25 protein-coding genes and 1 pseudogene are annotated in these 25587 nt (G+C 57.6%); 12 read left to right on the top strand and 14 right to left on the bottom strand.

Annotated elements, in window-relative coordinates:
* Window positions 1-45: 45 nt before the first annotated feature.
* Both norV and norW read left to right on the top strand, forming a co-directional pair.
* The gene (norV, locus tag OGV83_RS18290) at window positions 46-1494 is read left to right on the top strand and encodes an anaerobic nitric oxide reductase flavorubredoxin (RefSeq protein WP_012134820.1); all 1449 of its coding nucleotides are present in this window, start codon (window positions 46-48) and stop codon (window positions 1492-1494) included.
* Window positions 1491-2624: an NADH:flavorubredoxin reductase NorW gene (norW, locus tag OGV83_RS18285; protein WP_012134821.1), complete on the top strand. Its 1134-nt coding sequence runs from the start codon at window positions 1491-1493 to the stop codon at window positions 2622-2624. The genes norV and norW overlap by 4 nt, the downstream gene beginning before the upstream one ends.
* Window positions 2625-2626: 2 nt before the next feature.
* Here the strand turns inward: norW and OGV83_RS18280 are convergent, their stop codons facing one another.
* The 4 genes from OGV83_RS18280 to OGV83_RS18265 all read right to left on the bottom strand — a co-directional run bounded on the left by OGV83_RS18280 (window position 2627) and on the right by OGV83_RS18265 (window position 6979).
* Window positions 2627-2851, bottom strand: a complete 225-nt coding sequence (locus OGV83_RS18280; RefSeq protein WP_286464285.1) for a hypothetical protein — start codon at window positions 2849-2851, stop codon at window positions 2627-2629.
* A gap of 30 nt (window positions 2852-2881) precedes the next feature.
* A complete protein-coding gene (hypF, locus tag OGV83_RS18275; protein WP_286464284.1) occupies window positions 2882-5122 on the bottom strand; it encodes a carbamoyltransferase HypF in 2241 nt (746 codons plus the stop codon).
* A gap of 143 nt (window positions 5123-5265) precedes the next feature.
* Window positions 5266-5811: an electron transport protein HydN gene (hydN, locus tag OGV83_RS18270; RefSeq protein ID WP_024130889.1), complete on the bottom strand. Its 546-nt coding sequence runs from the start codon at window positions 5809-5811 to the stop codon at window positions 5266-5268.
* A gap of 154 nt (window positions 5812-5965) precedes the next feature.
* The gene (locus tag OGV83_RS18265) at window positions 5966-6979 is read right to left on the bottom strand and encodes a LacI family DNA-binding transcriptional regulator (RefSeq protein WP_024130890.1); all 1014 of its coding nucleotides are present in this window, start codon (window positions 6977-6979) and stop codon (window positions 5966-5968) included.
* A gap of 264 nt (window positions 6980-7243) precedes the next feature.
* Between OGV83_RS18265 and ascF the strand changes: the two genes are divergently transcribed.
* Entirely contained in the window at window positions 7244-8698 is a 1455-nt protein-coding gene (gene ascF, locus OGV83_RS18260; RefSeq protein ID WP_200028769.1) for a PTS cellobiose/arbutin/salicin transporter subunit IIBC, read from the top strand.
* Between the two features lie 22 nt (window positions 8699-8720).
* Window positions 8721-10145 (top strand): 6-phospho-beta-glucosidase, encoded by a 1425-nt coding sequence (locus OGV83_RS18255; RefSeq protein WP_286464282.1) that lies wholly within the window; start codon window positions 8721-8723, stop codon window positions 10143-10145.
* A gap of 108 nt (window positions 10146-10253) precedes the next feature.
* On the opposite strand, the gene hycI is transcribed toward OGV83_RS18255, so the two are convergent.
* From hycI to hycA, 9 genes are all read right to left on the bottom strand, one after another.
* On the bottom strand, window positions 10254-10727 hold the full coding sequence (gene hycI, locus OGV83_RS18250; protein ID WP_049010020.1) for a hydrogenase maturation peptidase HycI: 474 nt from the start codon (window positions 10725-10727) through the stop codon (window positions 10254-10256).
* Entirely contained in the window at window positions 10720-11130 is a 411-nt protein-coding gene (locus OGV83_RS18245) for a formate hydrogenlyase maturation HycH family protein (protein WP_012134829.1), read from the bottom strand. Before OGV83_RS18245 ends, hycI begins: the two co-directional genes overlap by 8 nt.
* The gene (gene hycG / locus OGV83_RS18240; RefSeq protein WP_286464278.1) at window positions 11127-11894 is read right to left on the bottom strand and encodes a formate hydrogenlyase subunit HycG; all 768 of its coding nucleotides are present in this window, start codon (window positions 11892-11894) and stop codon (window positions 11127-11129) included. Before hycG ends, OGV83_RS18245 begins: the two co-directional genes overlap by 4 nt.
* Window positions 11894-12436, bottom strand: coding sequence for a formate hydrogenlyase complex iron-sulfur subunit (locus tag OGV83_RS18235; protein ID WP_286464275.1), 543 nt, complete (start codon window positions 12434-12436; stop codon window positions 11894-11896). The genes hycG and OGV83_RS18235 overlap by 1 nt, the downstream gene beginning before the upstream one ends.
* A gap of 9 nt (window positions 12437-12445) precedes the next feature.
* Window positions 12446-14155, bottom strand: coding sequence for a formate hydrogenlyase subunit HycE (gene hycE, locus OGV83_RS18230; RefSeq protein WP_286464273.1), 1710 nt, complete (start codon window positions 14153-14155; stop codon window positions 12446-12448).
* 17 nt (window positions 14156-14172) lie between these two features.
* Window positions 14173-15096, bottom strand: a complete 924-nt coding sequence (locus tag OGV83_RS18225; protein WP_286464271.1) for a respiratory chain complex I subunit 1 family protein — start codon at window positions 15094-15096, stop codon at window positions 14173-14175.
* A 2-nt stretch (window positions 15097-15098) separates the two neighbouring features.
* Window positions 15099-16925, bottom strand: coding sequence for a formate hydrogenlyase subunit 3 (gene hycC / locus OGV83_RS18220; protein WP_286464270.1), 1827 nt, complete (start codon window positions 16923-16925; stop codon window positions 15099-15101).
* The gene (gene hycB / locus OGV83_RS18215; protein ID WP_047461668.1) at window positions 16922-17533 is read right to left on the bottom strand and encodes a formate hydrogenlyase subunit HycB; all 612 of its coding nucleotides are present in this window, start codon (window positions 17531-17533) and stop codon (window positions 16922-16924) included. The genes hycC and hycB overlap by 4 nt, the downstream gene beginning before the upstream one ends.
* Before the next feature lie 146 nt (window positions 17534-17679).
* Window positions 17680-18141 carry a formate hydrogenlyase regulator HycA gene (hycA, locus tag OGV83_RS18210; RefSeq protein ID WP_012134837.1) on the bottom strand — a complete coding sequence of 154 codons (462 nt, stop codon included), beginning with the start codon at window positions 18139-18141 and terminating at the stop codon, window positions 17680-17682.
* A gap of 209 nt (window positions 18142-18350) precedes the next feature.
* On the opposite strand from hycA, the gene hypA reads away from it, so the two are divergent.
* The 8 genes and pseudogenes from hypA (at window position 18351) to OGV83_RS18175 (ending at window position 25030) form a co-directional block, all read left to right on the top strand.
* Window positions 18351-18722 carry a hydrogenase maturation nickel metallochaperone HypA gene (gene hypA, locus OGV83_RS18205; protein ID WP_024130894.1) on the top strand — a complete coding sequence of 124 codons (372 nt, stop codon included), beginning with the start codon at window positions 18351-18353 and terminating at the stop codon, window positions 18720-18722.
* Window positions 18723-18825: 103 nt separating this feature from the next.
* Entirely contained in the window at window positions 18826-19698 is an 873-nt protein-coding gene (gene hypB, locus OGV83_RS18200) for a hydrogenase nickel incorporation protein HypB (protein ID WP_286464269.1), read from the top strand.
* The gene (hypC, locus tag OGV83_RS18195) at window positions 19689-19961 is read left to right on the top strand and encodes a hydrogenase 3 maturation protein HypC (protein WP_047461662.1); all 273 of its coding nucleotides are present in this window, start codon (window positions 19689-19691) and stop codon (window positions 19959-19961) included. Before hypB ends, hypC begins: the two co-directional genes overlap by 10 nt.
* Window positions 19961-21082: a hydrogenase formation protein HypD gene (gene hypD / locus OGV83_RS18190; protein WP_200092748.1), complete on the top strand. Its 1122-nt coding sequence runs from the start codon at window positions 19961-19963 to the stop codon at window positions 21080-21082. The genes hypC and hypD overlap by 1 nt, the downstream gene beginning before the upstream one ends.
* Window positions 21079-22089: a hydrogenase expression/formation protein HypE gene (hypE, locus tag OGV83_RS18185; RefSeq protein ID WP_286464266.1), complete on the top strand. Its 1011-nt coding sequence runs from the start codon at window positions 21079-21081 to the stop codon at window positions 22087-22089. Before hypD ends, hypE begins: the two co-directional genes overlap by 4 nt.
* Before the next feature lie 62 nt (window positions 22090-22151).
* Window positions 22152-22268 (top strand): annotated as a pseudogene (locus OGV83_RS21670) (hypothetical protein); the annotation flags it as partial.
* Between the two features lie 210 nt (window positions 22269-22478).
* The gene (flhA, locus tag OGV83_RS18180) at window positions 22479-24557 is read left to right on the top strand and encodes a formate hydrogenlyase transcriptional activator FlhA (protein ID WP_024130895.1); all 2079 of its coding nucleotides are present in this window, start codon (window positions 22479-22481) and stop codon (window positions 24555-24557) included.
* A 44-nt stretch (window positions 24558-24601) separates the two neighbouring features.
* Window positions 24602-25030: a TOBE domain-containing protein gene (locus OGV83_RS18175; RefSeq protein WP_012134844.1), complete on the top strand. Its 429-nt coding sequence runs from the start codon at window positions 24602-24604 to the stop codon at window positions 25028-25030.
* 76 nt (window positions 25031-25106) lie between these two features.
* On the opposite strand, the gene OGV83_RS18170 is transcribed toward OGV83_RS18175, so the two are convergent.
* Complete coding sequence (locus OGV83_RS18170; RefSeq protein ID WP_024130896.1) at window positions 25107-25451, bottom strand: nitrous oxide-stimulated promoter family protein; 345 nt, start codon at window positions 25449-25451, stop codon at window positions 25107-25109.
* Window positions 25452-25587: the final 136 nt, after the last annotated feature.

Genomic DNA, 25587 nt, shown 5'->3' with positions numbered 1-25587 from the left:
TAGCAATACATCTTTCTTAAAAAAACTGTATTTACTGAGGTTGCTATGTCTATTCTGGTTAAAAATAACATTCATTGGGTTGGCCAACGTGACTGGGAAGTTCGTGATTTTCACGGGACCGAATATAAAACGCTGCGCGGCAGCAGCTACAACAGCTATCTCATCCGTGAAGAAAAAAATGTTCTGATCGATACCGTAGATCATAAATTCAGCCGCGAATTCGTGCAAAACCTGCGTAGCGAAATAGACCTGGCCGACATTGATTACATCATTATTAACCATGCGGAAGAAGACCACGCGGGCGCGCTGACCGAACTGATGGCGCAAATCCCGGATACGCCGATCTACTGCACCGCAAACGCCATTGACTCCATTACCGGTCACCACCATCACCCGGAATGGAACTTTAACGTCGTAAAAACAGGCGACACGCTGGATATCGGCAACGGCAAGCAGCTGATTTTTGTTGAAACCCCGATGCTGCACTGGCCGGACAGCATGATGACCTACATGACGGGCGACGCGGTACTGTTCAGTAACGACGCCTTTGGTCAGCACTATTGTGACGAACGTCTGTTCAACGATGAAGTCGATCAGACCGAGCTGTTCGAGCAGTGCCAGCGTTACTACGCCAACATCCTGACGCCGTTCAGCCGTCTGGTCACGCCAAAAATCACCGAAATCCTCGGCTTCAACCTGCCGGTAGATATGATTGCCACCTCTCACGGCGTGGTATGGCGCGACAACCCAACCCAGATCGTTGAACTGTATCTGAAATGGGCGGCGGATTATCAGGAAGATCGCATCACCATTTTCTACGACACCATGTCCAACAACACCCGCATGATGGCCGACGCGATTGCGCAAGGCATCAACGAAGTTGACCCGAACGTGGCGGTGAAAATCTTTAACGTCGCACGCAGCGATAAAAACGAAATTCTGACCAACGTGTTCCGTTCCAAAGGCGTGCTGGTCGGTACTTCTACGATGAACAACGTGATGATGCCGAAAATCGCCGGTCTCGTTGAAGAGATGACTGGCCTGCGCTTTCGTAACAAACGCGCCAGCGCCTTCGGTTCCCACGGCTGGAGCGGTGGCGCGGTAGACCGTCTGTCCACCCGTCTGCAAGATGCCGGTTTCGAGATGTCACTGAGTCTGAAAGCGAAATGGCGTCCTGATATTGATGCCCTGGAACTTTGCCGCCAGCACGGCCGCGATATTGCCCGTCAGTGGGCGCTCGCTCCGCTGCCGGAAACAAATGTGAAAGCGACAACCCAGGAAGAAGAGTGCGCCTGTGCCGCCGCCGCTGCGGCTGACCTCGGCCCAAGCATGCAGTGCAGCGTGTGCCAGTGGATTTACGACCCTGCAAAAGGTGAACCGTTGCAGGATGTCGCGCCGGGTACGCCGTGGAGCGACGTACCGGATAACTTCCTGTGCCCGGAATGTTCATTAGGTAAAGACGTCTTTGATGTGTTGGCAACGGAGGCAAAATGAGCCGGGGAATTGTCATTATTGGTTCGGGCTTCGCCGCCCGCCAGTTAGTCAAAAACATCCGTAAACAGGACGCGACCGTAGCGCTGACCCTGATTGCCGCTGACAGTATGGACGAGTACAACAAACCCGACCTCAGTCACGTCATCAGCCAGGCGCAGCGCGCCGACGACCTCACCCGCCAGTCGGCGGGGGAGTTTGCCGAACAGTTTAATCTGCGTCTGTTCCCACACACCTGGATTACGGACATTGATGCCGATGCCCATGTGGTAAAAAGCCAGGACAAGCAATGGCAGTTCGACAAACTGGTACTGGCGACAGGGGCATCAGCCTTTGTTCCGCCGGTTGCCGGACGTGAGTTAATGCTCACACTGAACAGCCAGCAGGAGTATCGCGCCTGCGAAACGCAACTGCGTGACGCGCAGCGCGTACTGATCGTCGGCGGCGGTCTGATTGGTAGCGAGCTGGCAATGGATTTCTGCCGTGCGGGTAAAGCCGTCACGCTGATTGACAATGCCGCCAGCATTCTGGCCTCGCTGATGCCGCCGGAAGTGAGCAGCCGCTTGCAGCATCGTCTGACCGATATGGGCGTACATCTGCTGCTGAAATCGCAGTTGCAGGGTCTGGAGAAAACCGCTACCGGTATTCGCGCCACGCTGGATCGCGATCGTCAGGTAGAGGTGGATGCGGTCATCGCCGCGACCGGCCTGCGCCCGGAAACCGCGCTGGCGCGCCGTGCCGGGTTGACCATCAACCGTGGCGTCTGCGTTGACAGCTATCTGCAAACCAGCCACCCGGATATTTATGCGCTGGGAGACTGCGCGGAAATTAACGGCCAAGTTCTGCCTTTCCTGCAACCGATTCAGTTAAGCGCCATGTATCTGGCGAAAAATCTGCTCGGCGGGAACGCGCCGCTGAAGCTGCCCGCCATGCTGGTGAAAATCAAAACGCCGGAATTGCCGTTACATCTTGCAGGCGAAACCCAGCGTTGCGACCTGAACTGGCACATTGCGGCGGAGTCCGAAGGGATGGTCGCCCGAGGCATAAATACCGAAGGTCAGCTTTGCGCCTTTGTGGTGAGCGAAGACCGCATGAAGGAGGCCTTTGCGCTGCTGAAAACGCTGCCCGCGTAAGTTCATTGTGCCGGACGGCGGCTGGCCTGCAAATCATGACGCCGTAGGTCTGATAAGCGCAGCGCCATCAGGCAATGTTCGAACATCTTTGCCGGATGGCGGCGTAAACGCCTGATCCGGCCTACGGGAAGCGCCTGTTTGTACGTCGCCATCCGGCGATACTGCCACTGATTTATTAACCTCACGCACACGGAAGTGCGCTGCTGCTTGTCGGTATGCCCCGACACGTTTCGCCCCGCCAGTCCCGGGGCTTTTTTTTATTTCTGCGCCAGCTCGCGCGCTGCGGCAATCGCTCCCTGCCCTAACGACACTCCCCCATCCCCGGCTGGTAAACGCTGCGGGAACAGTAAGGTAAAATCAGCAAGACAGAACGCCAGACGCCTGCACAGCAAGCGGTTATGCAGCACGCCACCGCCGAATACCAGCGTGGTGATCCCGCGAGCGGTCGCTTCCTGACGTAGCAGCGCGGCGAACCCATGCGCCAGCGCGTCGTGAAAGGCCCACGCCCGCTCCTCGGGAGCAGCCTGCCAGTTCAGCCACTGCCGCCAGAACGTGGCTAAATCCAGCTGGTTGTTTTTAATCGGCATCGTCACCGGATGTTCAACGCGATTGCATCGCGAAGCCAGCGCCTCCAGCGCACAGGCCGCTTCCCCTTCATAACTGAGTGTGTCAGGCGCGCAGCCTGATGCGGCGGCGACGGCATCGAACAGGCGTCCGCACGACGACGCCAGCGGGGCGTTGATTCCGCGCTCAATGGCCCGCGCCAGCACGTTCCACTGCTGTTGTTGCAACGCAGCCGTTTCTGGATAGTCCCGCCAGTCAGGAACAAAGCGCAGACACTGCGCCAGCAGGTTGCGCCAGGGCTGCTTCGCGGCGAGATCGCCGCCCACCAGCGCGACGGCGGGCAGGCCGCCAAGATGCTCGCATTCACGGTAATTAACGCGTAAACACTCTCCGCCCCACAGCGCGCCGCCCTCTCCCATACCGATGCCGTCGAGCGTCAGGGCAATCACATCGCCTCCGTTCAACGGCCAGCCGTGTTCGACCATGCATGCCGCCGCATGCGCATGGTGGTGCAATACCGTTTCGGTCGGAAGCGTCATCTCGCTGGCCCACTGGCTGGAGACGTAGCCCGGATGCGCGTCGCAGACAACGCGTTGCGGCGTAAAATCGTAAATGTTCTGAATCAAACGCAGCGCGTCACGCCACTGCGTTTGAATGCCGTCATCGCTGAGATCCCCCAGATGCTGGCTTACCACCGCCTGCTCGCCGCGCACCAGACAGAAGGTATTTTTCAGATCGGCGCCCAGACAAAGCATCGGCGGCACATCGTGAAATCCCGGCGGCAGCGCGATCGCATCCGGCACATAGCCCCGCGAACGGCGTAGCATTTCACCGCTGTCACGCACGACCGAGTCATCCATTCGCTGCACGATATCGCGGTTGTGCAACAGAAAACCGTCGGCGATCGCCTTCAGGTCGTCCAGCGCCTGTTGGTTAGTGATAGCTGGCGGTTTACCGCTAAGGTTGCCGGAGGTCATCACCAGCGGACAATTCAGCGCCTGTAAAAGCAGATGCTGGAGCGGATTCGCGGGCAGCATTACCCCCACTTCCGCCAGCCCCGGCGCGATCCCCTCGCACAGCGACGCGACATGCTGTTTATCCACCAGCACGATGGGGGCGGCCGGCGTAGTCAGCAGTCGGCGCGCCGCATCCGGCAAGCCTTCCGCATCCGGCAACATTACCGCCAGCGGTTTCGCAGGGCGGCGTTTACGCACCCGCAGCATCGCCACCGCCTCATCGTTTTGCGCATCGCAGGCCAGATGAAAGCCGCCAATACCTTTGATGGCGACAATGCCCCCCGCTTTTAACATCGCGACGGCAGCCTGTAGCGCGGCGTCTTTTTCCGCCCGAGCGCTGCCAGAGCGCCACGCCAGATGCGGGCCGCAGGCCGGGCAGGCAACTGGTTGGGCGTGGAAACGGCGGTCGTATGGATCGCGATATTCCGTCGCACACTTCCTGCACAACGGAAACGATGCCATCACGGTAAACGGACGGTCGTAAGGCATCGCACGAATGATCGTAAAACGCGGGCCGCAGTGGGTGCAGTTGATAAAAGGGTAACGGTAGCGCCGCTCGCCGGGCGTATTCATTTCGGCGAGACAGGCCGGGCATGTGGCCGCATCGGGCACAATTTGCGTATTCATCGTTCCGCCCGCACTCTGGCGGATGGAGAAATCGGCAGGCAGTTGAGACCAGGCAAACGGCTCGCTCTCGACGCTGTCAATACGGGCCAGCGGCGGGCAATGTTGATGTAACTGCACAATAAACTCCGCCGGATCTTCCTGTAAGCGCACAACCACACCGTCACCGTCGTTACACACGTCGCCATGCAGCTGTAACCGCTGCGCCAGTTGCCAGACAAAAGGCCGAAAACCAACGCCCTGCACCTTGCCACGAATACGCAACTGTACGCCGGAGTGGTTGTTTATTGTCATGAAATCGTTCCCGCAGTCATCTATCCCGGTTTGCCTGATGGCGCTACGCTTATCAGGCCTACGGGGATACGAACAGTAGGCCGGATAAGGCAAGACCGCCATCCGGCATGAATACCACCGTATTTTACGCGGTTTTTCAGGAATCAGAAAAGCAAAGACGCGGAGGAGTCCAGCGCCGCACGGCGACGTTTTTCCGCACTCAGTTGTTCAAGTTTGTTGCGATCGACGCAAATCAGCGCGTGGGTCGGACAGGCCTCCATACAGGCAGGGCCGGCCTCGCGGTGGTGGCAAAGGTCGCATTTGTTGGCCTCCGCTTTTTCCGCCCGGACGTTCAGACCCGCGCCGCTGTTGCGAATCACCGGACGCACAACCACTTCCATCGCGCCGTATGGGCAAGCGACCACGCAGGTTTTACAGCCAATGCAACGCTCCTGCATCACATGTACGAAACCTTTATCACGGCTGATGGCGCCGTTCGGGCAGACGTTGGCGCACGGCGCGTCTTCACACTGGCGGCACAGCGTCGCCGTGGAGACATTCACACCTTTGATCACATGGATGCGGGGTAAGAAAGTTTCAGGGGTCAGCGACGCGCAGTCCTGGTTTTCCTGATGAGACACCACACAGGCCACTTCACAGGTACGGCAACCAATGCATTTATTGGCGTCGGCAATGATGAAACGGTTCATCAAATTCTCCAGCAATGACAGATTATGTGCCGAAACATTCATAAATCGTGCCAGTTTTTAACTGATTGTTATTGCTTGATATTTGATGATGACGTTGTGACCAGGCACTGTCATCGTCACGAATGACGATGACAAATGACAATGTAAAGCGGGATCAGCGGGCAGGCAGCGGCGCTGCCGAATCGCGCAGGATCAGCGCACCGGTAAAGGTTTTTGGCGGCGTAAATTCACCGCCGTCCAGCATGAAGATAAGACGTCCAATCGTCTCCTGAATCATCTCCGTAACCGGAATTTTAACGCTGGAAAGCGCCGGGATGGTATAGGGCGCCATCGCGATGTCGTCGAATCCGATGACCGAGGTCTGCGCAGGCACGCTCATGCCACGCTCGTGTAACTGTTTGATGGCGCCAATCGCCATATCGTCATTACTGGCTACCAGCGCGGTAAAACTCACCTTGCGCGCCAGGAGCGTATCCACCCCTTCAGCACCGCTGGCGGGCGTCCACTTTCCGTTGACAATCAATTCGTTATTGATAGCGATGCCGTGTCGCGTCAATGCGTCTTTATACCCTGAGAGACGCTCCACGCCGGTAGGGGAATCCATCGAACCGGTGATAAACGCAATCTCGCGATGCCCCCCGGCGATCAACTGTTCCACCGCGTTAAAGCTGGTCTGCTTCTGGTCGCAATAAACGCAGTGGCTGCTGTTTCTTCGCAGCCGACGGTTAAGCACCATAATGGGCTGGGCGTGTGAGTCGATAATGTCGTCAATCTCATCCACGCTGAGAAAACGGGGATAAATCATAATGGCGTCGCAGCGCAGATCGAGCAGATACTGAATCGCCTGACGCTCTTCTTCCGCGCTGTGTTTGCCGTCCGCGAGCAGAAGCTGACGCCCCTTATCCTCTGCCATTCGCGCCGTATGAAACAGCAGCTCGCTAAAATAAACGCCGTGGTAAAGGGTGTTCGTCACCACCAGACCGAGGGTCTGCGTTTTCTTCGCCGCCAGACTGCGCGCTAACAAATTGGGTCGATAGCCGCTCTCTTCAATGGCCTGAAACACGCGGTCTTTGGTCTCCTGGCTGACGTAGCCGTTACCTGAAAGCACCCGGGAAACCGTCGCTTTCGACACCCCGGCCCGCTTAGCCACCTCCAGCATCGTCGTCATATTACTCATCCATTAGCACTCAATGACACGCAGTGTACTTCACCGTACCGTTGTTGTCCTTGATGGTAAATCACCGCCCAAAACAACAAGTGATCATTCTCACAATTATAAAAAATGATCAAATTGTGATCTTGTGTCATTCAGTGAAACTATTCATGATTTTGTGGAACCGGTTTCCTATTTTGCGTTTCATTGCCCACGTTTTTTTAGCGAAAAGGCGTAAGACGATAAAACTACCCTATTGATAAAACAGGATAAAATCCGATGTCTAAGAATTATGCGGCACTGGCGCGCTCCGTGGTGACGGCGCTGGGCGGTGTGGATAACATCACCGCCGTGACACACTGCATGACGCGTCTGCGTTTCGTTCTCAAAGATGACGAGCAGGTCGACAGCGCGACGTTGAAAACCCTCAGCGGCGTTCTCGGCGTGGTTCGCAGCGACAACCAGTGTCAGGTAATTATCGGCAACACCGTTTCACAGGCGTATCGCGAAGTCGTCAGTCTGCTGCCGACCGATATGCAGCCCGCAGCGCCCGTCGGCAAACCTAAACTCACCTTTAAACGCATCGGCGCGGGGATCCTTGACGCGCTGATCGGCACCATGTCCCCGCTGATCCCGGCGATTATCGGCGGATCGATGCTGAAACTGCTGGCCATGATCCTCGAAATGACGGGACTGCTGGAAAAAGGCGCCTCCACGCTGACCATCCTGACGGTGATTGGCGACGGCGCGTTCTTCTTCCTGCCGCTGATGGTGGCGGCGTCAGCAGCAATCAAGTTCAAAACAAACATGTCGCTGGCGATTGCCATCGCAGGCGTGCTGGTTCACCCGAGTTTTATCGACCTGATGGCGAAAGCCGCCGAAGGTGAACACGTTGAATTTGCCCTGATCCCGGTGACGGCGGTGAAATACACCTACACGGTGATCCCGGCGCTGGTGATGACATGGTGTCTTTCATATATCGAACGCTGGGTGGATCGCATTACCCCGGCCGTCACGAAAAACTTCCTGAAACCAATGCTGATCGTCCTGATCGCCGCCCCGCTCGCCATTGTTTTAATCGGCCCAATCGGGATCTGGATCGGTAGCGCCATCTCCGCGCTGGTTTACACCATTCACGGCTATCTGGGCTGGCTTTCCGTCGCCATCATGGGCGCGCTGTGGCCGCTGCTGGTCATGACCGGGATGCACCGCGTCTTTACCCCAACCATCATCCAGACCATTGCTGAAACCGGCAAAGAAGGCATGGTCATGCCGTCTGAAATTGGCGCTAACCTGTCGCTGGGCGGCTCCTCTCTGGCCGTCGCATGGAAAACCAAAAACCCGGAACTGCGCCAGACGGCGCTTGCCGCCGCCGCTTCCGCAATTATGGCGGGGATCTCCGAACCAGCGCTGTACGGCGTGGCGGTACGTCTGAAGCGTCCGCTGATTGCGAGCCTGATCAGCGGTTTTATCTGCGGCGCGGTGGCAGGTATGGCGGGGCTTGCCAGCCACTCGATGGCGGCGCCGGGCCTGTTCACCAGCGTCCAGTTCTTCGACCCGGCGAACCCGATGACCATCGCCTGGGTGTTTGGCGTGATGGCGCTGGCCGTGGTGCTCTCTTTTGTTCTGACGCTGCTCCTCGGCTTTGAAGATATCCCCGTGGAAGACGCAGCCGCACAGGCAAGAAAAAACCAGGCCGCGCAACCGACTACTGCAAAAGAAGCCAGCATCTGACTGGCGCATATTGAGGATGACTATGTCTGTATTTCCGCAAGGATTTTTATGGGGCGGCGCACTGGCCGCCAACCAGTCTGAAGGGGCATACCGGGAAGGCGGCAAAGGGTTGAGCACCGTCGATATGATCCCACACGGCGAGCACCGGATGCCGGTCAAACTGGGGCTGGAGAAACGCTTTCAACTGCGGGATGACGAATTTTATCCAGGCCATGACGCGATTGATTTTTACCATCGCTATAAAGACGATATCGCCCTGATGGCGGAGATGGGCTTCACGGTGTTTCGCACCTCGATCGCCTGGAGCCGTCTCTACCCTGACGGCGATGAGCTGACGCCGAACGAAGAAGGCATCGCGTTTTATCGCGCGATGTTTGAAGAGTGTAAAAAATACGGTATTGAGCCGCTGGTCACGCTGTGCCACTTCGATGTGCCGATGCACCTGGTGACGGAGTACGGCTCCTGGCGCAATCGCAAAATGGTGGAATTCTTTACCCGCTACGCGCGAACCTGCTTTGAAGCCTTTGACGGTCTGGTGAAATACTGGCTGACGTTCAACGAAATCAACATCATGCTGCACAGCCCATTCTCCGGCGCGGGCCTGGTGTTTGAGGAAGGTGAAAATCAGGATCAGGTGAAGTATCAGGCCGCGCATCACGAGCTGATTGCCAGCGCGCTGGCGACCCAAATCGCCCATGAGGTCAACCCGCAAAACCAGGTCGGCTGTATGCTGGCGGGGGGCAATTTTTATCCGTACTCCTGTAAACCGCAGGACGTCTGGACCGCGCTGGAGAAAGACCGCGAAAACTTGTTCTTTATTGATGTGCAGGCGCGCGGCGCTTATCCGGCCTATTCCGCCCGCGTCTTTCGCGAGAAAGGCGTGGTGATTGAAAAAGCCCCGGAAGACGACGCTATCCTGAAGAACACCGTCGATTTCGTCTCGTTTAGCTACTACGCGTCACGCTGCGCTTCAGCGGAGATGAACGCCAATAACACCAACGCCGCCAACGTGGTGAAATCGCTGCGCAATCCGCACCTTGACGTCAGCGAATGGGGCTGGGGGATTGACCCGCTTGGTCTGCGCATCACCATGAATATGATGTATGACCGCTACCAGAAGCCGCTGTTTCTGGTGGAAAACGGCCTCGGCGCAAAAGATGAGCCGGACGCGAAAGGTGAGATCCATGATGATTACCGCATCCGCTACCTGCGTGAGCATATTCGGGCGATGGCCGACGCCATTGAAGACGGCGTGCCGCTGATGGGTTACACCACCTGGGGCTGCATCGATCTGGTGTCCGCCTCGACAGGCGAAATGAGCAAACGCTACGGGTTTGTGTATGTCGACCGTGACGACGCTGGCAACGGCACGCTGGCGCGTACCCGCAAAAAATCATTCTGGTGGTACAAGAAAGTGATTGCGAGTAACGGGGAAGATCTGGCGTAGCCCGTTTTGCCGGGTGGCGGCTTCGCCTTACCCGGCCTACAAAACCGTAGGCCCGGTAAGTATGTAGGCCGGATAAGCGTTAGCGCCATCCGGCATCACAAACGACGCCTACTCCTCGCCCTCAGCAACCAACTGCTCAAATCCACCATTCCCCTGCCACCCTTCAAGACGCTGATAAACTACCTCAACCGCGTCTTTAATCGCTTGCGTCATCGGATAATAAAAGCCAACGATATCCGGCTGGATGCCGAGGAAAATCACGTCGCCAACGTCCTCTTTCAGCTGATCCACCAGGTAATTCAACGGCATATTGTGGGTGGTCATCATAAACATTTCGGCGATGTCATCCGGGTCGATGATGCGGATCTCGCCCGGATTCAGCCCCATGTCGGTCGCATCGACAATCAGCAGACGATCCGGGCGCAGTTCGCGGATCGCGACAATATCGTTCTCCGGCGCGCTGCCGCCGTCAATAACAACCCAGTTGCCTTTAGGCTGCGCGGCGCACATCTCGGCCAGCAGTGGCCCGGCGCCGTCATCGCCCATCATACTGTTGCCGACGCACAATAAAACATCAGTCACGGTGTCTCCTCACCATCAGATAGATGGCGCTTTCCTGATGAATATCGTGGAGCATACTCAGCATCAGCTTGCTCCACGCCTGCTGTTGCGGGTTTTGCGCAGCGAGCGCGCTGTCGAAAGCGCGCGCCAGCATTTGCACATGGTTAAAATCGATGACGATCTCGCCGTACTTCGGCACGCCTTCCATTTTACGTCTGGCCTCGCTCCCCTCTTCCAGAGTCGCAATCCACGCCAGATAATCCTCCCACGGGCAGGTTAACGCCGCTTCCAGGCAGTCGATGACCCCAAGGTGGTGGCCAATCGCTAGGCTGTAATAGACAACCTGCTGCGCCTCGGCGGGCGTCGCATCGTTCTCATCAATAAACTTACGGCTCAGTTGACTGAACACCACCGTTTCACTCATCGGATACGCGCCTCTTCAACCACATGATTCAGGTGAGTGACGATCTCGGTCAGACGCGGATCGTTTTCCGCTTCCAGCCAGCGCGCCACCTGATGTTCACCCTGCCCTAGTTGGGTCAGGTAATCATCGGCGATCTGACGGCCATAGCGATAACCCGCCAGACGACGCGCCGTGCGATCCACCTTCACGCGCAGCGGCTGCACCATGTCGGGATGCAGAATCTCTGCCGCCTGCTCGTCCAGTTCACCCGGCGCGCGGGCGTGGATTTTCTGCTCCAGCAAACCCAGCGCCATCGCGAAACCGTACAACGTTGCCGCAGGCGTCGGCGGGCAGCCCGGAATGTAGACATCCACCGGTACGATTTTGTCGGTGCCGCCCCAGACGCAGTACAGGTCGTGGAAGATACCGCCGCTGTTGCCGCAGGCGCCGTAAGAGATACAGATTTTTGGGTCCGGCGCGGACTGCCAGGCGCGCAGCGCCGGAGAACGCATCGCGCGCGTCACCGCCCCGGTGAACAGCAGAATATCCGCATGACGCGGCGACGGGACGACCTTGATGCCAAAACGTTCAGCGTCAAACAGCGGAGAAAGGGTGGCAAAAATTTCGATTTCGCAGCCGTTGCAGCCACCGCAGTCCACGCGGTAGACATACGCCGAACGCTTAATGTTTTTCAGCAAAGACGCCTTCATGCTGGCGATGGATTCATCCACCGTCATCGGCAGCGGAATGCCGTTGGCATCGCGTGGGCCTAATAAATTGCTCATCAGCTGGCCTCTTTCATATGGCGAGTCAGTTCAATACGGTCGGACGGCACCAGGCATTTCTGACGTTTGCAGTCCGGGCAGGTCTCAAAGCTTTCACGGTGATGTTCCGCGCGGCTGTCGCCATTGTGTTTCAGCAGCGCGATGGCGTAATCAATCTCTTTCTGCACCGCAAAAGGACGGTTGCACACGCGGCAATTGCACAGCGTAAAGCGGGACTGTTGCAGAAAGTCCGCTTTCTTCCACACCGCCAGCTCATACTCCTGCGAGAGTTTAATCGCCGCCGTCGGGCACACTTCTTCGCAGCGGGCGCAAAAGATGCAGCGCCCGAGGTTGAACTGCCAGGCCAGTTCGCCGGTAACAAGGCAGGTTTCAACCATCAGCGCATTCGACGGGCAGGCATTGACGCAGGCTGCGCAGCCAATGCACTGCTGCGGGTTATGCTCCGGTTTGCCACGGAAGTTTTTATCGACCGCAATCGGCTCCAGCGGATACGACGACGTCGGCGCACCGGTTTTGATAACTTTTTTGATAAAGGTAAACATGGCGATTCCTTATTTCAGCGGCGAGTTTTTACGCTCAATGCTGTAGCGCTCAAGTTCTTTGTACGGCACGACTTTGCTCTTCTTCTTACGCACATCCACCACGGTCATGCGGTCGGTACAGGAGTAGCAAGGGTCGAGGCTACCGATGATCAGCGGCGCGTCGGAGACCGTGTTACCGCGCAGCATATAGCGCAGGGTCGGCCAGTTGGCGTAGGTCGCCGCACGGCAGCGCCAGCGGTACAGCTTCTGGTTGTCGCCGGTCATGCTCCAGTGGATGTCATCCCCGCGCGGCGCTTCGGCAAAGCCCAGCGCAAAACGGTGTGGGATATAGGTAAAGCCTTCCACCATCAGCGGGCCGCCCGGCAGGTTGTCCAGGCCGAAATCGATCATGTTCAGCGCGGTGTACACTTCGTTGATGCGCACTTTCAGACGGGAAATGACGTCACAGCCCTGCTCGCTATGCACTTCCATCGGCAGCAGGCCGTAACCGACAAACGGGTGATCGGCGCGGGTATCGCGCGCGTGACCGCTGGCGCGCACCATCGGCCCCACGTTACTGAAGTCGCGGGCGATTTCCGGGTCGAGGCGCCCAATACCGACGGTGCGCTGCTCCATGTTCGGCGTGCTGAGCAGCATATCCACCAGTTCCTGCACCTCGCGGCGCATCTGCTGCGCCAGTTGACGGGTCTGGATCATATCCTCTTTCAGCAGATCGCGACGAATCCCGCCGATCAGGTTCAGACCGTAGGTTTTACGCGCCCCGGTAAGGATCTCCGCCATTTTCATCGACGTTTCACGCACGCGGAAGAACTGCATAAAGCCGGAGTCAAAGCCAGTGAAGTGACAGGCCAGACCGAGGTTCAGCAGGTGTGAATGCAGGCGCTCCACCTCCAGCAGAATGGCGCGAATCATCTGCGCGCGTTCCGGCACCACGATGCCCATCGCATTCTCGACGGAGGTGGTATAGGCGGTGCTGTGAGCAAAGCCGCAAATGCCGCACACGCGGTCCGACAAGAAGGTGACTTCGTTGTAACCCATGCGGGTTTCCGCCAGTTTCTCCATGCCGCGATGGACGTAGAACAGGCGGTAATCGGCGTCGATAATGTTTTCGCCGTCAACAAACAGACGGAAGTGACCCGGTTCATCAGAGGTGACGTGCAGCGGGCCGATCGGCACCACGTTGTTTTTCTTGTCACCCAGCTCGTTGATAAATTCGTAGGTTTCGGCATCGGTGGTCGGTGCCGGGCGTTGACGGTAATCCATGCTGTCTTTACGCAGCGGATAGAGTTCATCCGGCCAGTCATCCGGCAGCACCAGGCGGCGTTCATCAGGCAGGCCGACCGGGATCAGGCCATACATGTCGCGGACTTCGCGTTCGCCCCACACCGCAGCCGGCACGCGCGGCGTCACGGACGGAAACTCCAGTTTGTTGGCATCGACTTCAACGCGCACGGTAATCCAGCACTTCGTCCCCTGCTCCATCGACATCACGTAGTAAACGGCATAGTGGCCGCACAGCTGGCGTTCGTCGTTGCCAAACAGTACCGAGAGCCATCCGCCTTGTTTGTAGTAGAGAAACTCCACCACTTCCGGCAGGTAGTTCACCTTCACGGTGAGGGTCAGCTGATCTTTGGTCTGCCAGGCTTCGTCCAGCACCACGCCCGGAAAAGCCTGGTGCAGCGCCGCAAGGTATTGTTGACCTAATTTTTCTTCAGACATGCTCAAACTCTCTTAAATCACGCCACCAGCAAGGAGACGAATGCTAAAAACGCAAACCCAAAACCGGCCCAGGTCACGCGTGAAGTGGCGCAAAAACGCAGGCGCGCCATGCTGTTTTCGAACAGGGCAATCACCAGTACGCCAGCGATCAGCTTGACGATGGCAATCACCAGCGCCAGCAGCAGCCCACCCGCGCTGAAGGTCTCCATCTGTCCCCACGGCAGGAATACGCCGACAAACATTTGCAGCACCACCAGTTGTTTCAGGCTGATGCCCCACTTCAGCACCGCGAAGCCGCTGCCGCTGTATTCGGTCAACGGGCCTTCCTGCAACTCCTGCTCCGCTTCCGCCAGATCGAACGGCAGTTTGCCCATCTCGATAAAGGTGGCGAACGCGCAGGCGCACAGCGCCAGCATCAGCGGAATGCTGCGCGTTGCCGGCCAGTGGTAAATCGTGTCGGTGATATTGCTGATGTGCGTGGAACCAGCCACCTGCGCCGCCACCCACAGGCCGAGCAGCAGGATTGGCTCCACCAGTACGCCGAGCATCGCTTCGCGGCTTGCGCCGATCGCGGTAAACGGACTCCCGGTATCCAGACCGGCAATAGAGAAGAAGAAGCGGGCGATCGCAAAAAGGTAGATCAGGGTGATCAGATCGCCCAACTGCGGCAACGGCGAACCAACCGTCACCACCGGCAGCGCGGTGGCGATAGTCAGCATGACGCCGACCATCACAAACGGCGTCAGGCGAAAGACCCAGCCGGAATCGGCAGGCGCAACGCTCTGGCGCCCCAACAGCTTGATCAGGTCACGATACTCCTGCAAAACGCCCGGCCCGCGACGATTGTGCAACCGGGCACGCGCCACGCGGGTAATACCGGACAGCAGCGGCGCTGCGGCGAATAACACCAGCGCCTGAATTAACGGATATAACACACTCATTCTCAGGCTCCTCGTGAAACCACAATCACCACCAGCACCGCCAGCTCAATCAGCGCCAGGCGGCGGAACAGAACCGGTGCCGCCGCATTCTGCCAGCCCGGAACCAGCGATACCGGGTTAAGCCATTTACGCAGCTTGAGTACCGGGGCAAAGGCCTCTTTCACCGGCATGGCGAAACCGTGGGCGGTAATCACCATCGACTGCTCGTGGTCGTAGCCACAGACCCAGGCCGCGCCGCGTGAACGCGACGGCAGACGGTTGCCTTTGAAAATCGCCATGATGATGAACGGCAGCAGCGGACAGGCGATCAGCAGCAGCGCAATCATCGGCTGAGAAACGGTGGTATTCGCCGTCTCCAGCGGCAGAGGCACGGCAGCGGAGATCAGCGGCAGCAGCCACGGCGCGGCAACGCCGCCCAGCACGCAGCAAATGGCCAGCGCGACGACGCTCACCCCCATCAGGATTGGCGCACAGCAGGCGTTTTCCGCCTCTTTGGTACGCGGCGCGCCAAGGAACGTAACGCCATAGACTTTCGCCATACACATCACCGCCAGCGCACCGGTAATCGCCAGCCCGACGGCCAGCAACGGCCCTAACAGACGGCCAATGAACGCGCCGCTGTTGCCCAGCTTGAAGAAGGACTGATAGATAACCCACTCACCGGCAAACCCGTTCAGCGGCGGCAGCGCGGCCATCGCCATCAGGCCAATCAACATCGCGACAGAAATCACCGGCATACGTTTACCAATACCGCCCAGTTTTTCGATGTCGCGGTGCCCGGTACGGAACCAAATGCTGCCCGCGCCCAAAAACAGCACGCTTTTGAACAGGCTATGGTTGACCAGATGATAGAGACCGCCGGTCAGGCCGAGCGCAATCAGCGCCGGTTGATTAAGGGCAATACCGGTGACGCCCGCGCCCAGACCGAGCAGGATAATGCCGATGTTTTCCAGGGTGTGGTACGCCAGCAGGCGCTGAATGTTATGTTCCATCAGCGCATATAAACCGCCGACAAACGCGGTGATCATGCCGAGCACCAGCAGCAGAACGCCCCACCACAGCGGCGCATTGCCGCCAATCAGCGATAAAGAGAGAATGCCCAGCAGACCCATTTTCATCACCACGGTAGAGAACAGGGCCGCCGCCGGCGCGCTGGCGTTGGCGTGCGCCTGCGGCACCCAACCGTGCAGCGGGATAATCCCGGCCAGCAGACCAAAACCGACTACGCCGAGCAGCCAGATGTCAGAACCAAGCGGCAACGCCTGGGCGCGCAGATCGAGCAGACGCAGTTCCAGCGTGCCGTAACGCTGCCACACCAGCCAGCAGGCGACAGCCAGCAGCAGCGTACCGATACGCCCCAGCGCAAACCACAGTTTGCCCTCTTTGCTGCAACCGGTAAGAAACACCGCGCACAGCGCCATGATTTCCGCCATCACCACCAGCGTACCAAGATTGCTGGCGACGACCGCGCAAACTGCCGCCGCCATCAGCAGGTTTACCAGCAGCCCGTTGGCTAACACCAGCGGGTGACGATGCCAGTCGATGTTGTACAGGCTGACGAACAGCCCGCACAGCCCCAGCGTAATCAGCCAGATGGCGTTCAGCGGGGTGATTTGTAAACCATGACCGATCAACGGCATCACGCCGCTGACCGCTGTCGCATTCACCAGGACGGAAACACCCGCCGCCGCGGTATACAGACTGCCGACCGCGCCGCCGACACCGGCGACCCAGCCGCTCAGCGCTTTATGAAAGGAGAACAGAAATGCCAGTACGGCCGCCGCCGCGAACCAGGCCACACCGCTATTGATCAATGAAATTGCGTTCATTTTGCCTCCCCACTTTGCGCCTGCTGAAACAAGGTGAGATCGCCAAAATCGGTGTTGAAGGTCAGCTCACGTTTGCGCTTGCTGGCGCGGGCGATATCCATGTTATTCACCAGGTGTAACGCGTTGGTCGGACACATCCGCACGCAGGCCGGGCCTTGTTCGTCGAAGCTGCACAGATCGCATTTGACCGCGATGGCGCGCACGCCCGGCACCCAGTCCAGCAGCGTGCTGACGCGTGCCGGCGCGGGAGGCGCCGGCGGGGCTTTCGGTGAATTGGCATTCGCCGGAATATGCAGCGGACGGCTGCCGGAAAATTCAATCGCGCCGAACGGGCAGGCAATGCCACACAGCTTGCAGCTTACGCACAGGCTTTCATTCAGCTGTACGGCGCCGTCTACCCGATTGATGGCGTTCACCGGGCACACCACGGCACAGGGCGCATCTTCACAGTGGTGACACAACTGCGGCGCGGATTCTTTTTCATTGAGCATCACTTTCAGCCGCGGCATTGATTGCAGGCCGTGCTGGCGATGCGTCTCTGAACAGGCTGCTTCACAGGTGTGGCAGCCAATACAGAGCGTGGAGTCAGCAATTACAAAACGATTCACCAGGCATTCCTCAGGTGATAGTCATTTTTGACGAAAACATGTCTGAAAAATGTCATTTTCGACACTTATCGACATTCCCATCCCCTCAAACATTCATATGCAGCGTGAAGCGCACGCCGCGAGTAACAACGGGCAGCGCCTCGTGCTTATGCCGCCGGGCTATTTCCCTTTACCAGTTGACGTAAATTCACCGGGCGATTGTTTTCCACGGCGGTGTACAGGCTGTCGTAAACGCTGGCGATTTTTTCGAGATAGTGCTCCAGCACCTGCTCGCGATCGCGGTTACTGACCTTCTCATCAACGAGGCCGTCAATGGTCAATTGCGCTTGTGCAATCAACTGCTTATCTTCACCGTCTTTGGTTTCGACGTAATACTCGATGGTGTGGCTGTTAAAGCCGTCCGCCAGGGTGACGTAAATCGTGAAGTGCTCGAAAAGCACAAAGCACAGATCTTTGTCCGGCGCACAGCTCATGGCGTGATGCAGACGCGCTTTTGATAAGGTGATCCCCTGAACCAGTGAGTTGCAGTAGATTCGCCACTGGTCCAGCAGGCGATGATGCCGCTGCGCGATGTAATCAGCCTTTTCGCTTATTTCCCAAATAGTCATGTCAGGTTACCCGGTTAGCAGAGATAGCCAGCCTTAAGCATTTTCCATGCCAGTTTTTAAACCTTTATTTTTCATGATGATACAAAAACAGCCATCACGTTCGACGCCGTGACGACATGTCATTTCGTCATCGTCGTCATTGTCACAAGCAAGGGAAAAATAACTGGCATATTTATTGCTTATTCAGGGCAATGAATTCGGGAGGCGATATGCACGAAATAACTCTCTGCCAACGGGCACTGGAATTAATTGAACAACAGGCCGCAGCGCACGGTGCAAAACGGGTAACTGGGGTCTGGCTCAAAATTGGCGCATTTTCTTGCGTAGAAACCAGCGCTCTCGCCTTTTGTTTTGATCTGGTATGCCGTGGCACCCTGGCGGAAGGTTGTAAACTCCACCTCGAAGAACAAGAAGCCGAATGCTGGTGCGAGTCTTGTCAGCAGTACGTCACGTTACTGACGCAGCGCGTGCGCCGTTGTCCGCAATGCCAGAGCGACACGTTACGCATTGTGGCCGATGACGGGTTGCAGATTCGCCGAATTGAAATAGACAGTAATCCAACGCCGGATAGCGACGCCTGAGCGTCTTATCCGGCCGACAGGAATGGCCTGAGTTGTAGGCTGGATAAGGCAAAGCCGCCATCCGGCAATAGATTTACCGCAAGATAGAGATCAGGAGTGAGCGATGTGTACGACATGCGGTTGCGGTGAAGGCAACCTTTATATAGAGGGAGATGAGCATAATCCTCATTCGGCGTTTCGTAGCGCGCCTTTTGCCCCGGCGGCTCGCCCGGCACTGAACATCACCGGCGTGAAGACATCCGCCTTTACCCCGAGCCAGACCGCAGAAGGCGATCTGCACTACGGTCACGGTGAAGCGGGAACCCATGCGCCGGGTATGAGCCAGCGCCGGATGCTGGAAGTCGAAATTGACGTGCTGGACAAAAACAACCGTCTGGCCGAGCGCAACCGCGCCCGCTTCGCCGCCCGCCAGCATCTGGTGCTCAACCTTGTCTCCAGCCCCGGTTCCGGTAAAACCACCCTGCTGACCGAAACGCTGATGAAGTTAAAAGACAGTGTGCCGTGCGCGGTGATTGAAGGCGACCAGCAGACGGTCAACGACGCCGCCCGCATCCGCGCGACCGGTACGCCTGCTATTCAGGTCAACACCGGCAAAGGCTGCCATCTTGATGCGCAAATGATTGCCGATGCCGCTCCGCGTCTGCCGCTGGCCGACAACGGTATTCTGTTTATCGAAAACGTCGGCAACCTTGTCTGCCCGGCCAGCTTTGACCTCGGCGAGCGCCATAAAGTGGCGGTGCTTTCCGTTACGGAAGGCGAAGACAAGCCGCTGAAATACCCGCATATGTTCGCCGCCGCTTCGCTCATGCTCCTGAACAAAGTCGATCTGCTGCCGTACCTCAATTTTGACGTTGAGAAGTGCATCGCCAGCGCCCGGGAAGTCAATCCTGACATTGAGATCATCCTCATCTCCGCCACCAGCGGCGACGGGATGGATCGGTGGCTGAACTGGCTGGAGGCACAGCGATGTGCATAGGCGTTCCGGGGCAAATTCGCTCCATTGACGGCAATCAGGCGAAAGTCGATGTCTGCGGCATCCAGCGCGATGTCGACCTGACGCTGGTTGGCAGTTGCGATGAGAGCGGTGAGCCGCGTCTGGGCCAGTGGGTGCTGGTTCACGTTGGTTTTGCCATGAGTGTGATTAACGAAGCGGAAGCGCGCGACACCCTCGACGCGCTGCAAAACATGTTTGATGTCGAACCGGACGTCGGCGCTTTGTTGTATGGCGAGGAAAAATAATGCGTTTTGTTGACGAATATCGCGCACCGGAACAGGTGATGCAGTTAATTGATCACCTGCGTGAACGTGCCGCGCATCTCCCTTATACCGCCGAACGTCCGCTGCGCATTATGGAAGTGTGCGGCGGTCATACGCACGCCATCTTCAAGTTCGGCCTCGACCAGCTGCTGCCCGACAACGTGGAGTTTATCCACGGCCCCGGCTGCCCGGTGTGCGTGCTGCCGATGGGCAGAATTGACAGCTGCGTGGAGATCGCCAGCCATCCTGAGGTGATTTTCTGCACCTTTGGCGATGCCATACGCGTACCGGGGAAACAGGGTTCGCTATTGCAGGCCAAATCCCGTGGCGCAGATATCCGCATTGTTTATTCGCCAATGGATGCCCTGAAACTGGCGCAGGAAAACCCAACGCGCAAAGTCGTTTTCTTCGGTCTGGGATTTGAAACCACCATGCCGACCACCGCCATCACGCTGCAACAGGCGAAGCTTCGCAACGTGCAGAACTTTTACTTTTTCTGTCAGCACATCACGCTTATTCCAACGCTGCGCAGCCTGCTGGAGCAGCCGGATAACGGAATTGACGCGTTTCTCGCGCCGGGTCACGTCAGCATGGTGATCGGCACCGACGCCTATAGCTTCATCGCGACGGATTTCCATCGTCCTCTGGTGGTGGCGGGATTCGAACCGCTTGATCTACTGCAAGGCGTCGTCATGCTGGTTGAGCAGAAAATAGCCTCCCATAGCCAGGTTGAGAACCAGTACCGTCGCGTGGTGCCGGATGCCGGTAATCTACTGGCGCAACAGGCTATCGCCGAGGTGTTTTGCGTCAACGGCGACAGCGAATGGCGCGGGCTGGGCGTGATTGAATCATCCGGTGTCCACCTGACGCCAGACTACCAGCGGTTTGACGCCGAAGCGCACTTCCGCCCGGCGCCGCAACAGGTGTGCGACGATCCGCGTGCGCGCTGCGGAGAAGTGCTCACCGGCAAGTGCAAACCGCACCAGTGCCCGTTGTTTGGCACGACCTGTAACCCGCAGACGGCGTTCGGCGCGTTAATGGTCTCCTCCGAGGGGGCATGCGCCGCCTGGTATCAATATCGTCAGCAGGAGTGTGAAGCATGAACAGCGTACAACTTGCCCACGGCAGCGGCGGTCTGGCCATGCAGCAGCTGATTAACAGCCTGTTTATGGAGGCCTTTGTCAACCCGTGGCTGGCTGAGCAGGAAGATCAGGCGCGTCTTGAACTGGCGCAACTGGCGGCGGAAGGCGACCGCCTGGCCTTCTCCACCGACAGCTACGTTATTGACCCGCTGTTTTTCCCCGGCGGCAATATCGGCAAACTGGCGATTTGCGGCACGGCCAACGACGTGGCGGTCAGCGGCGCAATCCCGCGTTATCTCTCCTGCGGCTTTATCCTCGAAGAAGGTCTGCCGATGGAGACGCTGAAAAGCGTGGTGAACAGCATGGCGGCAACCGCGCGCGAAGCCGGTATCGCCATTGTGACCGGTGATACCAAAGTCGTTCAGCGCGGCGCGGCGGATAAGCTGTTCATCAACACCGCCGGGATGGGGGCGATTCCCGCCAATATTCACTGGGGGGCGCAGACATTAAGCGTAGGAGATGTGCTGCTGGTCAGCGGCACGCTCGGCGATCATGGCGCAACGATCCTCAATTTGCGTGAACAACTGGGGCTGGATGGCGAGCTGGTCAGCGACTGCGCGGTATTAACCCCGCTGATTCAGACGCTGCGCGATATTCCAGGCGTGAAAGCCTTACGCGATGCGACGCGCGGCGGCGTGAATGCTGTCGCCCATGAGTTTGCCGCCGCCTGCGGCTTCGGTATTGAGTTGTCCGAATCCGCGCTGCCGGTCAAACCGGCAGTGCGCGGCGTCTGCGAACTGCTGGGGCTGGATGCGCTTAACTTTGCCAATGAAGGCAAACTGGTGATCGCCGTTGAACGCCAGGCCGCAGACGCGGTGCTTGACGCGCTGCGCGCGCACCCGCTGGGCCGCGATGCGGCGCCGATCGGCGAGGTAGTTGAACGCAGAGGCGTTCGCCTGGCCGGTCTGTATGGCGTGAAACGTACCCTTGATTTACCCCACGCCGAACCGTTGCCGCGTATATGCTAGCGCCTGATGGCGCTGTGCTTATCAGGCCTACGGTTCGACGCAGTTTGTTGGCCGGATAAGGCGTTTACGCCGCCATCCGGCAAAGGCGCCTGATGGCGCTGCGCTTATCAGGCCTGCGGTTCAATGCAGTTTGTAGGCCGGATAAGGCGTTTACGCCGCCATCCGGCAAAGGCGCCTGATGGCGCTGCGCTTATCAGGCCTACGGTTCGACGCAGTTTGTAGGCCGGATAAGGCGTTTACGCCGCCATCCGGCAAAGGTGCCTGATGGCGCTGCGCTTATCAGGCCTACGGATGGACAGGCCTGCGGTGATACCCAAAATATATTACCTATATCTATAATTTATTTACCGTTTTCGCACTGCATCGCGGTGCTTTTCTGGAAAAGCAACATGTCGTATACACCGATGAGCGATCTCGGACAACAAGGTTTGTTCGACATCACTCGTACATTATTGCAGCAGCCCGACCTGGCGTCGCTCAGTGAAGCGCTTTCGCAACTGGTCAAGCGCTCAGCGCTGGCCGACAGCGCGGCTATTGTGTTATGGCAGCCACAGACACAACGCGCGCGTTATTATGCAACTCGCGAAAATGGTAAACCTGTCGCGTATGAAGACGAAACCGTGCTGGCACACGGCCCGGTTCGGCGCATTCTCTCGCGCCCCGATGCGCTGCACTGCAATCATCACGAATTCAGCGAAACCTGGCCGCAACTGGCGACAAACGGGCTGTACGGTGAATTTGGCCACTACTGTTTGCTGCCGCTGGCCGCTGAAGGGCGCATTTTTGGCGGCTGCGAATTCATCCGCCAAAACGACCAGCCGTGGAGCGAGAAAGAGTACGAACGTCTGCAAACCTTCACCCAGATTGTCGCAGTGGTCGCTGAGCAAATTCAGTGTCGGGTCAGCAATAACGTTGACTACGATCTCCTGTGCCGTGAGCGCGACAACTTCCGCATTCTGGTGGCGATCACCAATGCCGTGCTTTCACGGCTGGACATCGACGAACTGGTGAGCGAAGTCGCGAAAGAGATCCACCACTACTTTAATATCGATGCCATTAGCATCGTCCTGCACAGCTCCCGCAAAAACAAGCTGAGTATCTATTCCACACATTATCTGGATGAACATAATCCCGCGCATGAACAAAGCGAAGTGGACGAAGCGGGAACGCTCTCTGAACGGGTTTTCAAAAGCAAAGAGATGCTGCTGATTAACCTGAACGAGCGGGATACGCTTGCGCCGTACGAACGCATGCTGTTCGACACCTGGGGCAACCAGATACAGACCCTGTGTCTGCTGCCGCTGATGTCCGGCAATACAATGCTCGGCGTGCTGAAGCTGGCGCAATGCGAAGAGAAAGTGTTTACCACCGCCAACCTCAAACTGCTGCGCCAGATTGCCGAACGCGTGGCGATTGCCGTGGACAACGCCCTCGCCTATCAGGAGATTCACCGGCTGAAAGAGCGTCTGGTCGACGAGAACCTGGCGCTTACCGAGCAGCTCAATAACGTGGATAGCGAATTTGGCGAGATAATCGGTCGCAGCGAAGCCATGTACAACGTGCTCAAGCAGGTGGAGATGGTGGCGCAAAGCGACAGCACCGTCCTGATCCTCGGTGAAACAGGAACCGGTAAAGAGCTAATTGCCAGGGCGATTCATAATCTGAGCGGGCGTAACGCACGGCGAATGGTGAAGATGAATTGCGCGGCGATGCCCGCCGGGCTGCTGGAAAGCGATCTGTTTGGTCACGAGCGCGGCGCCTTTACCGGCGCCAGCGCGCAGCGTATTGGTCGTTTTGAGCTGGCGGATAAAAGCTCGCTGTTTCTTGATGAAGTGGGCGACATGCCGCTGGAGCTACAGCCGAAACTGCTGCGCGTGCTTCAGGAGCAGGAATTTGAACGTCTGGGCAGCAATAAACTGATCCAGACGGACGTCAGGCTGATCGCCGCCACCAACCGCGATCTGAAAAAAATGGTGGCCGATCGAGAGTTCCGCAACGATCTCTATTACCGTCTGAACGTCTTTCCGATCCAGCTCCCGCCGCTGCGCGAGCGCCCGGAGGACATTCCGCTGCTGGTCAAAGCCTTCACCTTTAAAATCGCCCGCCGGATGGGGCGCAACATCAACAGTATTCCTGCCGAAACGCTACGCACGCTGAGCAATATGGAGTGGCCGGGGAACGTCCGCGAGCTGGAAAACGTCGTCGAGCGCGCCGTTCTGCTGACGCGGGGTAACGTGCTGCAACTCTCGCTGCCGGACATGGGAATGCTCACGCCGGGCGCGCCGCCGGTCGCCACCGAAGTCGCCCAGGAGGGCGAGGATGAATTTCAGCTCATTATGCGCGTGTTGAAAGAGACAAATGGCGTGGTGGCGGGGCCAAAAGGCGCCGCGCAGCGTCTGGGGCTGAAGCGCACCACCCTGCTCTCTCGCATGAAACGATTAGGCATTGATAAAGATGCATTGGTATAGCATCTCTGGCTATACTGGCAGATATCTCAACGAAAGGAGGCAGTATGGCGGTATCAGCACGTAATCAACTGACCGGTACGGTTAGCGCAGTCGCAACGGGTGCGGTGAATGATGAAGTTGAACTGACGCTGGCGGGCGGCGCAAAACTGGTGGCGATTGTCACTCACAGCAGCCAGCAGGCGCTGGGTCTGACAAACGGCAAAGACGCCATTGCTTTGATTAAAGCCCCCTGGGTTACTCTGGCAAGCGAAGATTGCGGCCTGAAGTTCTCCGCCCGCAACCAGTTTGCCGGTAGCGTATCTCAGGTGACGGAAGGCGCGGTCAACGCGACTGTACACATCAAAACCGACGCCGGTTTTGAGATTGTGGCCGTTGTCACCAATGAAAGTCAGGAAGAGATGAAACTGGCGCAGGGCAGTCGCGTTATTGCGCTGATTAAGGCGTCAGCGATTCTGATTGCGACCAAAGCGTAATGGTGTTGCCCGATGGCGCTAACGCTTATCGGGCCTACGCAACTGCGATTAACTCCCGCCATCCGGCAAGACACATTTATTTCTTGCGCTGATACTTTTCCGGCAATTCCGGGACGGGGCGTTTGTCATCAATAAGGTGACGGATGGTCAAAATCGGATGGCGCCAGAGCATTCTTGGGCCTGCCCAACGCATGATCTGCTTCATCTCCTCACGCTTCGCGGGCTGATAACAGTGCACCGGACACTGCTTACAGGCCGGTTTTTCCTCGCCAAACACGCACTTATCCAGCCGCTTTTGCGCATAGGCAAACAGCGCATCGTAATGACCTTGCTCGTTTGAGGCCTGCGGGCACTGGCTCTCGTACAGCGCGATCATTTTTTTAATCGTCAGTTTTTCACGAGCAATACGCTTACCGGACATGATGCCTCCACAAATAAGTTGCATAAATAATACACCTTATCTTCTCTCAGGACTATCACCCTAAGGTGACACATCCTTAGCGCCCTACGTAAATAAGAATTATTTTCATTTATCTATGCCTTGTGCTATATAACAT

This window comes from Citrobacter sp. CK189, from assembly GCF_030333505.1.
Taxonomy (GTDB): domain Bacteria; phylum Pseudomonadota; class Gammaproteobacteria; order Enterobacterales; family Enterobacteriaceae; genus Citrobacter_B; species Citrobacter_B koseri.
This window is presented reverse-complemented; position numbering and strand designations above follow the sequence as displayed.

Excerpts from the sequence above, each read along its gene's own strand:
- norV (WP_012134820.1), top strand. The coding sequence starts at position 46 with ATGTCTATTCTGGTTAAAAATAACATTCATTGGGTTGGCCAACGTGAC.
- norW (WP_012134821.1), top strand. The coding sequence starts at position 1,491 with ATGAGCCGGGGAATTGTCATTATTGGTTCGGGCTTCGCCGCCCGCCAG.
- hypF (WP_286464284.1), bottom strand. The coding sequence starts at position 5,122 with ATGACAATAAACAACCACTCCGGCGTACAGTTGCGTATTCGTGGCAAG.
- hydN (WP_024130889.1), bottom strand. The coding sequence starts at position 5,811 with ATGAACCGTTTCATCATTGCCGACGCCAATAAATGCATTGGTTGCCGT.
- OGV83_RS18265 (WP_024130890.1), bottom strand. The coding sequence starts at position 6,979 with ATGACGACGATGCTGGAGGTGGCTAAGCGGGCCGGGGTGTCGAAAGCG.
- ascF (WP_200028769.1), top strand. The coding sequence starts at position 7,244 with ATGTCTAAGAATTATGCGGCACTGGCGCGCTCCGTGGTGACGGCGCTG.
- OGV83_RS18255 (WP_286464282.1), top strand. The coding sequence starts at position 8,721 with ATGTCTGTATTTCCGCAAGGATTTTTATGGGGCGGCGCACTGGCCGCC.
- OGV83_RS18245 (WP_012134829.1), bottom strand. The coding sequence starts at position 11,130 with ATGAGTGAAACGGTGGTGTTCAGTCAACTGAGCCGTAAGTTTATTGAT.
- hycG (WP_286464278.1), bottom strand. The coding sequence starts at position 11,894 with ATGAGCAATTTATTAGGCCCACGCGATGCCAACGGCATTCCGCTGCCG.
- OGV83_RS18235 (WP_286464275.1), bottom strand. The coding sequence starts at position 12,436 with ATGTTTACCTTTATCAAAAAAGTTATCAAAACCGGTGCGCCGACGTCG.
- hycE (WP_286464273.1), bottom strand. The coding sequence starts at position 14,155 with ATGTCTGAAGAAAAATTAGGTCAACAATACCTTGCGGCGCTGCACCAG.
- OGV83_RS18225 (WP_286464271.1), bottom strand. The coding sequence starts at position 15,096 with ATGAGTGTGTTATATCCGTTAATTCAGGCGCTGGTGTTATTCGCCGCA.
- hycC (WP_286464270.1), bottom strand. The coding sequence starts at position 16,925 with ATGAACGCAATTTCATTGATCAATAGCGGTGTGGCCTGGTTCGCGGCG.
- hycA (WP_012134837.1), bottom strand. The coding sequence starts at position 18,141 with ATGACTATTTGGGAAATAAGCGAAAAGGCTGATTACATCGCGCAGCGG.
- hypA (WP_024130894.1), top strand. The coding sequence starts at position 18,351 with ATGCACGAAATAACTCTCTGCCAACGGGCACTGGAATTAATTGAACAA.
- hypB (WP_286464269.1), top strand. The coding sequence starts at position 18,826 with ATGTGTACGACATGCGGTTGCGGTGAAGGCAACCTTTATATAGAGGGA.
- hypC (WP_047461662.1), top strand. The coding sequence starts at position 19,689 with ATGTGCATAGGCGTTCCGGGGCAAATTCGCTCCATTGACGGCAATCAG.
- hypD (WP_200092748.1), top strand. The coding sequence starts at position 19,961 with ATGCGTTTTGTTGACGAATATCGCGCACCGGAACAGGTGATGCAGTTA.
- hypE (WP_286464266.1), top strand. The coding sequence starts at position 21,079 with ATGAACAGCGTACAACTTGCCCACGGCAGCGGCGGTCTGGCCATGCAG.
- flhA (WP_024130895.1), top strand. The coding sequence starts at position 22,479 with ATGTCGTATACACCGATGAGCGATCTCGGACAACAAGGTTTGTTCGAC.
- OGV83_RS18175 (WP_012134844.1), top strand. The coding sequence starts at position 24,602 with ATGGCGGTATCAGCACGTAATCAACTGACCGGTACGGTTAGCGCAGTC.
- OGV83_RS18170 (WP_024130896.1), bottom strand. The coding sequence starts at position 25,451 with ATGTCCGGTAAGCGTATTGCTCGTGAAAAACTGACGATTAAAAAAATG.